This is a genomic window from Pseudomonas sp. NPDC096925, assembly GCF_044762545.1.
Classification (GTDB): Bacteria; Pseudomonadota; Gammaproteobacteria; order Pseudomonadales; family Pseudomonadaceae; genus Aquipseudomonas.
This window is the reverse complement of the sequence record NZ_JBIWEM010000005.1, coordinates 82310-94663: the sequence shown is the minus strand read 5'-3', so window position 1 is coordinate 94663 and position 12354 is coordinate 82310. Positions and strand designations below refer to the sequence as shown.

The following is a 12354-nucleotide window of genomic DNA, read 5'->3' as shown; positions in this document are numbered from 1 at the left end:
ATGTAATGAAAGCGCTTTTGGCCGTGACGGCCCTGGCGACACTGGCAGGATGCTCACTGCTGCAGCCGGCGCAACCCGCCCCGGCAGACGACTGGACCCGTTGGGTCTGCGACACCCAGGCTGAAGTGCTATGGCGTTTCGCCGATGCGCAGCGCGACCAGGTCGATGTGCGCCTTGGTGGCGGCGACCAGGTCTACCGGCTCAAGGCCGAGCCGGGGGCATCGGGTGCGCTGTACAGCGATGGCATGCTGGCCTTTCACACCAAAGGCGAAGAAGGCCTGGTGTACTGGGTGGCAACCAACGATCTGATTGGGCGGGGCTGCAAGGCACCGTGACTGGCCGGGCCGCGAGTGTGGCCCACACTACTTGAACAGCAACCGCCCCTGCGGCAGGCTTGCACGAAACAAACGACGCTTGTCGGGAGAGAGATACACAATGGCACTCATTAGCATGCGCCAGATGCTGGACCACGCCGCCGAGTTCGGTTACGGCGTACCAGCTTTCAACGTCAACAACCTCGAGCAGATGCGCGCCATCATGGAAGCGGCCGACAAGACCGACTCCCCGGTGATCGTCCAGGCTTCGGCCGGTGCCCGCAAATACGCCGGTGCTCCGTTCCTGCGCCACCTGATCCTGGCTGCCATCGAAGAGTTCCCGCATATCCCGGTGTGCATGCACCAGGACCACGGCACCAGCCCTGACGTTTGCCAGCGCTCGATTCAGCTGGGCTTCAGCTCGGTCATGATGGACGGCTCGCTGGGTGAAGACGGCAAGACCCCGACCGACTACGAGTACAACGTCCGCGTTACCCAGCAGACCGTTGCCATGGCACATGCCTGTGGCGTTTCGGTAGAAGGCGAACTGGGTTGCCTGGGTTCGCTGGAAACCGGCATGGCCGGTGAAGAAGACGGTATCGGCGCCGAAGGCGTGCTGGACCACAGCCAGATGCTGACCGACCCGGAAGAAGCCGCCGACTTCGTCAAGAAGACCCAGGTCGATGCCTTGGCGATCGCCATCGGTACCAGCCACGGTGCCTACAAGTTCACCAAGCCACCAACCGGTGACGTGCTGGCCATCGACCGCATCAAGGAAATCCACAAGCGCATCCCCAACACCCACCTGGTGATGCACGGTTCGTCCTCGGTACCGCAAGAGTGGCTGGCGATCATCAACCAGTACGGCGGCGACATCAAGGAAACCTATGGTGTACCGGTCGAGGAAATCGTCGAAGGTATCAAGTACGGCGTGCGCAAGGTCAACATCGACACCGACCTGCGCCTGGCTTCCACCGGTGCCATGCGCCGCCTGATGGCGCAGAACCCGAGCGAGTTCGACCCGCGCAAGTTCTTCGGTGAAACCGTCAAGGCCATGCGTGACGTGTGCATCGCCCGTTACGAAGCCTTCGGCACTGCTGGCAATGCCTCGAAGATCAAGCCGATCTCCCTGGAAGGCATGTACCAGCGCTACCTGAAAGGTGAGCTGGCCGCCAAGGTCAACTGATCTTCCGGTATTAATGAAAAAGCCCGCAGCGATGCGGGCTTTTTCATTTTCGGGTGATGGAACCTTCCGCCTGTGCCGGCCTCTTCGCGGGTAAACCCGCTCCCACAGGGTACTCACTGGCCTGGAAAACAGTGATGAACCTGTGGGAACGGGTTTACCCGCGAAGAGGGCGGCACATATTCCCGGCAAACCGACCGTTAGTCGGCTACCGTACAGTTGAGGCATTGATAGCGTTCTGATTGCATTGCGTGTTACCCGCTCAGGTCTAGAGTACAAGTGGATCCAAGCGTATCTTGAAGTCGGTCACAAAATAGAGAAGCAGCATGGATGGCGCTCACCCTCACCCTCAGCCACTGGATGGCAACTCGGTTCTTCTGGTGGTAGACGATTACCCCGAAAACCTCATCAGCATGCGGGCATTGCTGGCCCGTCAGGATTGGCAAGTATTGACGGCAAACTCAGGAATGGAAGCCCTGAGCGCGTTGCTCGAACACGATGTCGACCTGGTTTTGCTGGATGTACAGATGCCGGAGATGGACGGCTTCGAAGTCGCCCGGCTGATGCGCGGCAGCCAGCGCACCCGGCTGACCCCGATCATTTTCCTCACCGCCAACGAACAGTCCGAAGCGGCCGTGCTCAAAGGCTACGCCAGCGGCGCGGTGGACTACATGTTCAAACCGTTCGACCCGCAAATCCTCAAGCCCAAGGTCCAGGCCCTGCTCGACCAGCAGCGCAACCGCCGCATGCTGCAGCGCCTGACCCGCGAGCTGGAAGCGGCCAGGGCGTTCAATGCCTCAATCCTGGAGAACGCCGCCGAGGGCATTCTGGTGGTGGATGCCCAAGGCGTCATCAGCTTTGCCAACCCGGCCATTTCCCGTTTGTTGTCAGCGTCGGTGCAGCAGTTGCAGGGCGCCCATCTGCTTGACCTGGTGCAACTGACCAGTGCCAGCCTGTGGAATGAGTCGGACTTCTACCAGGCCTATCTGGGGCGGCGCATCTTCCGTGTGCACGATGCCCAGCTGCGCACCCAGGGCGGTGAGCTGGTGCCGGTGGCGTTGTCCTGCGCGCCGCTGCCGGCCGACCAGCAGGCCATGGTGGTCACCGTACTGGACATGTCGGCGGTGCGCAGCCTGCACCAGCAGCTGGAATACCAGGCCGTCACCGACCCGCTCACCGGCCTGCTCAACCGCCGCGGCTTCTACCAGGCCGCCGAAGGTGCGTTGCTGCGCAACGAGCGCTCGGACAAGGCACAGGCACTGATGTACATGGACCTGGATGGCTTCAAGCGCATCAACGACTCGCTCGGCCACGACGCGGGTGACCGGGTGCTGCACTGGGTGGCCGAACAGCTCAAGGATTGCCTGGGCAGTGAAGCGCTGCTGGCGCGCATGGGCGGCGATGAGTTCACCGCGCTGTTCGACGGCCTGCCTTATCCGGAGCAGGCCGGGCGCTATGCCGAGCGGTTGCTGGAACGCATTTCCATCAGCCACCAGGTGGAAGGGCTGGATGTGAGCCTTGGGGTGAGCATCGGCATCGCCACCTATCCGGACTGCGGGGCCAATGTCGAAGGCCTGCTGCGTGCGGCCGATGCGGCGATGTACGCGGCCAAGCAGGCCGGGCGCCAACAGTATCGCTTCTACGATCAGGAGCTCAACGGCCGGGCACGTTCGCGGCTGATGCTTGAAGACAGCGTACGCACGGCTGTCGAGCAGCAAGACTTCACGTTGGTTTACCAGCCGCAGGTCGGCTTCAACGATGGCCGCCTGCGTGGCTTCGAGGCTTTGTTGCGCTGGCAGCATCCCAGTGTCGGCGACGTACCGCCGGGGCTGTTCATCCCGTTGCTGGAAGAGGCGCGCCTGATCAACCGCCTGGCCAGCTGGATCTACCGCCAGGGCGCGGCCCAGCGCCAGGCCTGGTGCCAGCGTTTTCCGGCGGAACTGGTGCTGGGTATCAGCCTGAGCCGCGCGCAGTTCGTCATGCCCAACCTGGTCGACGAACTGCATCGGGTCATCCAGCTTTACCAGCTGGACCCGGCGCAGCTGGAAGTGGAAGTGGCGGAAACCTCGCTGATGTACAACATCGATGCGGCCGTAAAACAGATTCACCGTTTGCGCGAGCTGGGCGTGCGGGTGGCGCTGGATGATTTTGGTGCCGGTGACTGTTCGCTGCGCATGTTGCGCGACCTGCCGATCGATACCCTCAAGCTCGACCGCCACCTGGTGGCGCGCTTGCCCGACTCGGCGGTGGATGCGGCGTTGGTGCGCAGCGTTATCAGCCTGTGCGCCGACTACCGTATCACGGTGATCGCCGAGGGCGTGGAAACCTCGGCCCAGGCGGCCTGGCTCAAGGCCAATGGCTGTGAGTACGTGCAGGGCTTCCTGGTGGCTCACCCGATGACCGCTACGGATGCCAGTGCCTTCCCGGCGATTTTCTCCTGGCCAGGGCCATGATTGGCTAGAATCGGCGTTCGTTACACCGAATGCAGCGCCATGAACGTATTACGTTACTTGCAAGCCTACCCCCCGCACCTTCAGCAGCAAGTGCGGCAGATGATCGACAGCGGCCGCCTGGGCGAGTACCTGCAGCGCCGCTACCCTGACCGCCATGACGTGCAGAGCGACAAGGCGTTGTACGGCTATGCCCAGGATTTGCGCCAGCAATACCTGCGCAGCGCGCCAAACCTGGACAAGGTACTGTTCGACAATCGTCTCGACCTGACCCATCGGGCCCTGGGCCTGAACACGGCGGTATCAAGGGTGCAGGGCGGCAAGCTCAAGGCAAAAAAGGAAATCCGCATTGCCTCGCTGTTCAAGGAGGCCGCGCCGCAGTTCTTGCGCATGATCGTGGTGCACGAACTGGCACACCTGCGCGAGCGCGAGCACAACAAGGCGTTCTACCAGCTCTGCCAGCACATGGAGCCGGACTATCACCAACTGGAATTCGACCTGCGCGTCTACCTGACCTATCGGGAGCTGCCGGGCAACTGTTAAGGACCACGCAGCATGGAAGTGAGCAAGACCAAGAGCAGCTTCTACCGCCGCCTGTACGTAGCCTGGCTGATCGACAGCCAGACCGCGACCAGCGTGCCCGCCCTGATGGAGGCCACCGGTATGCCCCGGCGTACCGCCCAGGACACCATTGCGGCGCTGGCCGACCTGGATATCGTCTGCGAGTTCGAACAGCAGGAAGGCGCGCGTAACCACGCCGGGCATTACCGCATTCATGACTGGGGGGCGATCGACAAGCAGTGGATCATCCAGCACCTGCGGCAGATTCGCGAAGTGCTGGGGTATCCGTGAGCAATCTACGATCGCGGCCAAAATAGAGGCAAAATGACACTATTGGCAGCTGCCCTCGGCAATGGCTTTGTGTAATCTCATCGGCAGTGTGTGCCCCTCCATTGCGAAAGGACGTGAGCATGCGGCCACTGCTTTGTGTTCTGGGATTTCTGGCATTGATGCTGGCAACACCTGTTCTGGCTCAGGACAAGTTGCGTTTGGTGGCGGACAGCTGGCCGCCGTTTACCGATGCCAGCATGCCGGGCGGCGGCCTGGCGACCAGCATCGTCACCACGGCGCTGGCCAGGGCCGGCTACACCAGTGGGTTCGAAGAAGTGCCTTGGGCGCGGGCGTTGCTGGGGGTGAGTGAAGGGCGCTATGACGTGCTGATCAACGCCTGGTACAACGACTCGCGCGCCCGCATCGGGCAGTTTTCCACGGCCTACCTGACTAACCGCATTCGCTTGCTGCAGCGCAAGGGCGAGGCGTTCCGCTACAAGAGCCTGTCGGACTTGTATCCCTATAGCATCGCCGTGGTGCGGGATTACGCCTATTCCCCCGAGTTCGACCGCGACACCCGCCTGCACAAGGTGCCGGTGCGCAACTTTTCCTCTGCGGTACGCATGCTGGCGGCAGGGCGGGTGAACCTGGCAGTGGAGGACGAGTATGTGGCCCGTTACAACTTGCAACGCGAGCTGCCGGAGGTGCGCGACGGGGTGATGCTGGTTGAGCCGCCACTGGGAGAGAACACCTTGCATATCCTGGTCAGCCTGAAGCACCCGGAGCATGAGCGGATCGTCGAGCGGTTCGAGCAGGCGATTGCAGCAATGAAGGCGGATGGCAGTTTTGCGCGGTTGCTGCGCCAGTATGGCTTCTGATTTCTACAGCCTGTGCCGGCCTCTTCGCGGGTGAACCCGCTCCCACAGGAACACCACAAGCCTCAAGTCCTGTGAGATACCTGTGGGAGCGGGTTTACCCGCGAAGAGGCCGGCACAGGCGATAGTACAACTCAGGCCGGCGCACCTTCCTTGATCAGGTGTGCAGCCAAGGTCCGCAACGGCCCCAACTGTCGGCAGATCAACGCCAACTGCGTCTGCACCAACCGCTGATGCTCGTCCAGCTCCTCCGGCATCTGCTCCAGGGCATTGGCCAGTGCCTCTTCGGCATCACTGTGAATCGCCACCGGCAGCCGCGCCGCCAGGCCATTGGCAATCTCGTCCAGGCTGCGGGCCAGGCTTTGCCCGGCGCCTTCGATCAACTGCTCCTGCACCTCCGCCGGCAAAGCCGTGTCGCGGTGTGCGCCCAACCCCGAGAGGTAGCTGAGCAAGGTGTGCGACAGCACCAGGAAGCGGAAGCCGACGTCGGCCTCCTTCCGGAAATGCCCCGGCTCCATCAGCATGTTGGCCAGGGTGGTGGACAGCGCCGCGTCGGCGTTGTGGGCATTGCGCCGGGCCAGGCGGTAGGCCAGGTCGTCGCGCTTGCCATGGGCATACTGCTGCATGATCTGGCGCAGGTATACGCTGGCGCAGGCCAGGGTATTGGCCAGCGCCTTGTTCAGCCGCCGCCCCTGCCAGTCGGGGAGGAACAGGAACACCGCGAGGATGGCGATCAGGCTGCCGACCAGGGTATCGAACAGGCGCGGCAGGAACAGCCCATAGCCATCGCCGATCTGGTTGAAGCAGAACAGCACCATCAGGGTGATCGCAGCCGTGGCCAAGGTGTAGCGGGTGGTGCGGTTGACGAAGAACACCACCCCGGCGACCACGGCGAACAACGACTGGATGAGCGGGCTGGGGAACAGGTCGAACAACGCCCAGCCCACCGTCAGGCCGACGGCGGTGCCGACTACCCGCTGCACCAGCTTGCGCCGGGTCGCACCGTAGTTGGGCTGGCACACGAACAGTGTGGTGAGGATGATCCAGTAACCCTGGGTCGGGTGGATCAGGTGCACCATGCCATAGCCGATCGACAGCGCCAGCGGCAGGCGCAGGGCATGGCGGAACAGCAGCGAGGTCGGTGTCAGCTGAGTGCGCAGGCGGGTCCACACGTCCTTCAGTGAGCGTGGTGAGCGGTCGAGCAGGCTACTGTCGCTGGCGTCGGCCAGGCTGTCCGGGTTGCTGGCGGCGCTGAGCAGGCGGTCCAGCGTCGCCAGGTTGGCGGCCAGCGCTCGCAGCGAACGCAACAGGCCGCGCCAGGCCGGGTTGCTCTGGATGCGCAGGTGCTCCAGCGAGGCGTTGAGGTCTTCGAGGGCTTCGGGATAGCCGCTGGCCAGCACGAACGGCTGACGCAGGCGGATCGAGCGGGCCAGCTCCTGGCAGGACGAGCCTTGTTTTCGCAGCAGACGCTGGCAGCGGAACATCACGTCGCTGTGGAAAAAAGCCTCGGTCAGGGCGTTGTAGGGATAGTGCGAAGCACTGACCCGTTCATGGATGTCCTGGGCCAGGAAGTACAGCTTGAGGTAGCGGCTGACCTTGGAGTTGGGCTGGCTGTTGCCCACCCGGTGCAGGATGATTTCCTTGGCCGCGTTCAGCGCTGCCACCACCTTGCCGTTCTGCTGGGCCAGCTCCAGACGCCGGGCTTCTACGTCAAGGGTGCGGATGGGTTCGAACAGGCTGGCCTTGAGCTTGAGGTAGCTGCCCAGCTCGAAGAACAGCTTGGCCAGGCTCTGCTGCACCGGCTGGTTGGAAAACAGCGCCTGCCACAGTACCGACAGCAGCCCGTACCAGGCCGCACCCGCCACCAGCAGCAGCGGTTCGTGCCAGAAGTCGGTGACCTGGCCGCCGCGCTGGTCCACGCCGATCATGGTGTACACCGCAGTGATCAAGGTCGCCGAAGCGATGGCGCCATAGCGCTCGCCCAGGGCGCCGAGCATGGTCAGGCCGAAGGCAGCCAAGGCCAGGGCGATGACGAAGATCCAGGGGTAGGGGAACAGCAACTCGACCGCCAGCGCGGCGATGGCAAAACACACCAGGGTAACGGCCAGGGCGCTGAGGCGGCCCTGCCAGCTGTCATCGGTTTCGGCCAGGGCGCTGGCGATGATGCCGAGGAACAGTGGAATCAGCAGGGCCATCTCGTTCTGGTACCAGCACAGGGCCAGGCTGCCGGTGAGGGCGATGGTCACCCGGATGCTGTAGCTGAACTTGTCTTGGCCCCACAGGCGACGCAGTGACTGACGGAACGAGCTCGATGACATGATGGCCTGCTAGGCAGTGAGCGAATGAATGCATTGCAGCACGGCCAGCAAGAAGCGTTCCGTGCTGCTGAATGGATTCTACTCTACACGAACTGCGCTGCGGCGTTGGCCGATGCCCAGGCCCACTGGAAATTGAAACCACCCAGGTGGCCGGTCACATCCAGCACTTCACCGATGAAGTACAAGCCGGGGCTCTTCAGCGATTCCATGGTCTTGGACGACACCTCGCGTGTGTCCACGCCGCCCAGGGTCACTTCGGCGGTACGGTAGCCCTCGGTGCCGGCCGGCACCACTTGCCAGTTCGCCAGCTTCTCGGCGATCTGTGCCAGTTCCGCCGGGGTGTACTGCTTCATGGGCCGGGACTCGAACCACTGCTCGGCCAGCAGGTTGGCCAGCTTGCGGGTAAACACCTCGCCCAGCACGGTCTTCAGCTCGGCGTTGGCGCGTTCGGCCTGCATCTGTTGCAGCCAGGTCAGTGCATCGCGGTCGGGCAGCAGGTTGATCTCGACCGTGTCACCGGCTTCCCAGAACGACGAAATCTGCAAGATCGCCGGGCCGCTCAGGCCGCGGTGGGTGAACAGCAGGTTTTCGCGGAAGCTGGTGCCGTTGCAGCTGGCGGTGCAATCCAGCGAGGTGCCGGACAACTCGGTGCACAGTGCCTTGAGCTGGGGCTCGGTGATGGTGAAGGGTACCAGCCCGGCGCGGGTCGGCAGCAAGGTGTGGCCGAACTGGCGGGCCACCTGGTAGCCGAAGCCGGTGGCGCCCAGGGTCGGGATCGACAGGCCGCCGGTGGCGATCACCAGCGACTGGCAGGCGAACTGGCCGCCGCTGGTCTGCAGCAGGTAGCCGCTTTCGGTCTTTTCGATCTGTTCGATGCTGGTGTGCATGCGGATCTCGGCACCGGCCTCGTCGCATTCGGCCAGCAGCATGTCGAGGATGTCGCTGGCCTTGTTGTCGCAGAACAGCTGGCCGAGCTTCTTCTCGTGGTAGGCCACGCCGTGCTTGCACACCAGCTCGATGAAGTCCCACTGGGTGTAGCGGGCCAGGGCCGACTTGCAGAAGTGTGCGTTCTGCGAGAGGAAGTTGGCTGGCTCGGTATACATGTTGGTGAAGTTGCAGCGGCCGCCGCCGGACATGAGGATCTTCTTGCCCGGTTTGTTGGCGTGGTCGAGCACCAGTACCCGGCGGCCACGGCGGGCGCTGAGCTGGGCGCACATCAGGCCGGCGGCGCCGGCGCCGAGGATGATCACGTCGGTGGAGTGCACGGTGTAAACCTTATGAGAAAGAAACACAGAACCCTGTGGGAGCGGGGTCACCCGCGAAGGCGGCAGTGACCCCACCATCGCATTCGCGGGTAAACCCGCTCCCCCAGGGACCTTGGCTGGCTTTAGATAATGCGGACTTTCAGGGAACGCCCCTTGATCTTGCCGCTGTTCAAGCGCTGCATGGCCTGTTTGGCCAGCGGCCGCTCCACGGCCACGAAGGCCTGGAAATCGAAGATCGCGATCTTGCCCACCTGCTTGCCCGGGATCCCGGCATCACCGGTCAGCGCCCCGAGGATATCGCCCGGGCGCAGCTTGTCCTTGCGCCCGGCAGCGATGCACAGGGTGCTCATCAGCGGCAGCAGCGGCTCGCCGCCCTTGTGCTTCAGGCTGTCCAGCTGGTCCCAACGCAGCGGGCTCTTCTGCAGGTCTTCGATGGCCTGGGCGCGGTGGCCCTCGGCTGGAGCCACCAGGCTGACCGCAATACCTTTCTCGCCGGCACGGCCAGTACGGCCCACACGGTGCACATGGATTTCCGCATCACGCGCCAGTTCGACGTTGATGACCATGTCCAGGCCATCGATGTCCAGACCGCGCGCGGCCACGTCGGTAGCTACCAGCACCGAGCTGCTGCGGTTGGCGAACATGGTCAGCACCTGGTCACGGTCGCGTTGTTCCAGGTCGCCGTGCAGGGCCTGGGCTACGATGCCCTTGGCGGTCAGGTGGGCGACCACATCCTCGCACTGCTGCTTGGTGAAGCAGAACGCCACGCAGGACTGCGGGCGGTAATGGCCGAGCACGCGGGTGACGGCCTCGAGGCGTTGTTGCGGGTCGATCTCGATGAAACGCTGCTCGATCTGGTTGTCGGCGTGCAGGCTCTCGACCTTGACCTGCTGCGGGTTGCGCATGAAATCAGCGGCCAGTTGCTTGATGCCGGCCGGGTAGGTGGCCGAGAACAGCAGGGTCTGGCGCCGCGACGGGGTCTTGCCGATGATGCTGGCGATGGCATCGAAGAAGCCCATGTCGAGCATGCGGTCGGCTTCGTCCAGCACCAGGGTGTTCAGCCCGTCGAGCACCAGGGTGCCCTTGTCCAGGTGCTGCTGGATGCGCCCCGGGGTGCCGACGATGATGTGTGCGCCGTGCTCCAGCGAAGCGATCTGCGGGCCAAGCGAAACGCCGCCGCACAGGGTCAGGATCTTGATGTTGTCCTCGGCGCGGGCCAGGCGGCGCAGCTCCTTGGCCACCTGGTCGGCGAGCTCGCGGGTGGGGCACAGCACCAGCGCCTGGCAGCCGAAGTAGCGCGGGTTGATCGGGTTGAGCAGGCCGATGCCGAAGGCGGCGGTCTTGCCGCTGCCGGTCTTGGCCTGGGCGATCAGGTCCTGGCCCTTGAGGATGACCGGCAGGCTCTGGGCCTGGATCGGCGTCATCGAGGCATAGCCGAGGGCGTCCAGGTTGGCCAGCATGGCGGTGGACAGCGGCAAGGTGGCAAAGGCGGTGGATTCGGTGGTCACGAGGCGGGCCTGCGGTGCGAAGCGAAAAATGCCGCACAGTCTACCAGCCTCGTGGCCATTCGCCCTACGACTCCATGTGTTGTTCCGGACGACGGGCACGCCTTCCGTCCGTCGGCGCCAGTTGCAGGAAGATCGCCGCCGCCAGCATGGCCATCACGCCGATGGTGACGAAGGTCAGCTGGAACGCGCCCAAGGTGGTTTCCACACCCTCGGCGCTGCCCGCCGCGGTGAAGCCGCCGAGCAAGGCACCCGCACATGCCACACCGAGGCTCAGGGCCAACTGCGCGACCACCGACAGCAGGCTGTTGCCGCTGCTGGCACTGGCGTCGTCGAGGTCGATGAGCGTAACGGTGTTCATCGCGGTGAACTGCATGGAGTTCACTGCGCCCAGAAGTCCGAGTTGCACCAGCAACAGCCAATAGGGTGTCTGCTCGTCCACCAGCCCCAGGCTGGCCAGCAGTATGCCCAGCAGCAAGGTATTGCCGGTGAGGATGATGCGGTAGCCGAACCGTTCGATCAGCGGCCGGGCAATGGACTTGGCCAGCATCGCCGCCGCCGCCAGCGGGATCATGCTCATGCCGGCCTGGGCCGGCGAGTAGCCCAGCGCCACCTGCAGCAGCAACGGCACCAGGAACGGCAGGGCGCCGCTGCCCAGGCGGGCGAACAGGTTGCCGAGGATACCGATGGCAAAGGTGCGCACGCGGAACAGGCTGGGCGAGAACAGTGGCTCCGGGTCGCGCCCGGCACGCAGCCAGTAGGCCGCCAGGCAGGCCATGCCGGCGAACAGCAGCAACATCACCCGCAGGTGCGGCAGGTGCAGTTCGCCAAGGCCTTCCATGGCGATGGTGATCAATACCATCGCGGCGCCAAACAGCAGGAACCCGGGGCCGTCGAACGTGGTGCGCTCGGCGCCGCGCAGGTCGGGGATGAACTTCCATACGGCGTAGCAGCCGATCAGGCCAACCGGCAGGTTGAGCAGGAAGATCCAGTGCCAACTCAGAATTTCCACCAGCCAGCCGCCAACCGTTGGGCCCAGCAGTGGCCCAAGCAGGCCGGGGATGGTGATGAAGCTCATGATGCGCACCAGTTCGGTGCGCGGGTAGGCACGCAGTACCACCAGCCGCCCGACCGGCAGCATCAGCGCACCGCCCAGCCCCTGCACGACGCGGGCGAAGATCAGGAAGCCGAGGCTGTTGGCGGCGGCGCACAGCAGCGAGCCGAAGCTGAACAGCAGGATGGCGCTGAAGAAGATGCGCTTGGTGCCGAAGCGGTCGGCGATCCAGCCCGAGGCGGGGATCAAAAGGGCCACGGTGAGCATGTAGGCGATGATCACGCCCTGCATGCGCAACGGGTCTTCGGCCAGCGAGCGGGCCATGGCCGGCAGTGCGGTGTTGAGTATGGTGCCGTCCAGAGACTGCATGAAGAAGGCGATGGCCACCACCCAAGGGATCCAGCGGGCGGTGACAGGGTCCAGCGGAGCGCGTTCGGGCATGACTTCCTCGTTTGTCAGTGCCGGCCTCTTCGCGGGTGAACCCGCTCCCACAGGGATATCACTACATTCACGGGCAGTGGAGTTCCTGTGGGAGCGGCTTTAGCCGCGAAAGGGCCGG

Annotated in this window: 10 protein-coding genes; 6 read left to right on the top strand and 4 right to left on the bottom strand. The window is 64.0% G+C overall.

Annotation, left to right across the window (positions count from 1 at the left end):
- The first annotated feature begins 5 nt into the window (after positions 1-5).
- From ACIQYU_RS16070 to ACIQYU_RS16045, 6 genes are all read left to right on the top strand, one after another.
- The gene (locus tag ACIQYU_RS16070) at positions 6-335 is read left to right on the top strand and encodes an MliC family protein (protein ID WP_063911976.1); all 330 of its coding nucleotides are present in this window, start codon (positions 6-8) and stop codon (positions 333-335) included.
- Positions 336-435: 100 nt separating this feature from the next.
- Positions 436-1500 (top strand): class II fructose-bisphosphate aldolase, encoded by a 1065-nt coding sequence (fba, locus tag ACIQYU_RS16065; protein ID WP_016712383.1) that lies wholly within the window; start codon positions 436-438, stop codon positions 1498-1500.
- Positions 1501-1823: 323 nt separating this feature from the next.
- Positions 1824-3950 carry a bifunctional diguanylate cyclase/phosphodiesterase gene (locus tag ACIQYU_RS16060; RefSeq protein ID WP_207828572.1) on the top strand — a complete coding sequence of 709 codons (2127 nt, stop codon included), beginning with the start codon at positions 1824-1826 and terminating at the stop codon, positions 3948-3950.
- Positions 3951-3989: 39 nt separating this feature from the next.
- Positions 3990-4490 carry a M48 family metallopeptidase gene (locus ACIQYU_RS16055; protein WP_207828575.1) on the top strand — a complete coding sequence of 167 codons (501 nt, stop codon included), beginning with the start codon at positions 3990-3992 and terminating at the stop codon, positions 4488-4490.
- Positions 4491-4502: 12 nt separating this feature from the next.
- Positions 4503-4799 carry a helix-turn-helix domain-containing protein gene (locus ACIQYU_RS16050; RefSeq protein ID WP_016395304.1) on the top strand — a complete coding sequence of 99 codons (297 nt, stop codon included), beginning with the start codon at positions 4503-4505 and terminating at the stop codon, positions 4797-4799.
- Between the two features lie 119 nt (positions 4800-4918).
- Positions 4919-5656: an ABC transporter substrate-binding protein gene (locus ACIQYU_RS16045; protein ID WP_207828577.1), complete on the top strand. Its 738-nt coding sequence runs from the start codon at positions 4919-4921 to the stop codon at positions 5654-5656.
- Positions 5657-5787: 131 nt separating this feature from the next.
- On the opposite strand, the gene yccS is transcribed toward ACIQYU_RS16045, so the two are convergent.
- From yccS to mdtD, 4 genes are all read right to left on the bottom strand, one after another.
- Entirely contained in the window at positions 5788-7971 is a 2184-nt protein-coding gene (gene yccS, locus ACIQYU_RS16040; RefSeq protein ID WP_207828580.1) for a YccS family putative transporter, read from the bottom strand.
- 83 nt (positions 7972-8054) lie between these two features.
- Positions 8055-9236, bottom strand: a complete 1182-nt coding sequence (locus tag ACIQYU_RS16035) for an NAD(P)/FAD-dependent oxidoreductase (protein WP_207828583.1) — start codon at positions 9234-9236, stop codon at positions 8055-8057.
- A gap of 122 nt (positions 9237-9358) precedes the next feature.
- On the bottom strand, positions 9359-10696 hold the full coding sequence (gene dbpA / locus ACIQYU_RS16030) for an ATP-dependent RNA helicase DbpA (RefSeq protein WP_233687397.1): 1338 nt from the start codon (positions 10694-10696) through the stop codon (positions 9359-9361).
- A gap of 112 nt (positions 10697-10808) precedes the next feature.
- The gene (gene mdtD, locus ACIQYU_RS16025) at positions 10809-12236 is read right to left on the bottom strand and encodes a multidrug transporter subunit MdtD (protein ID WP_207828585.1); all 1428 of its coding nucleotides are present in this window, start codon (positions 12234-12236) and stop codon (positions 10809-10811) included.
- Between the last annotated feature and the right edge of the window lie 118 nt (positions 12237-12354).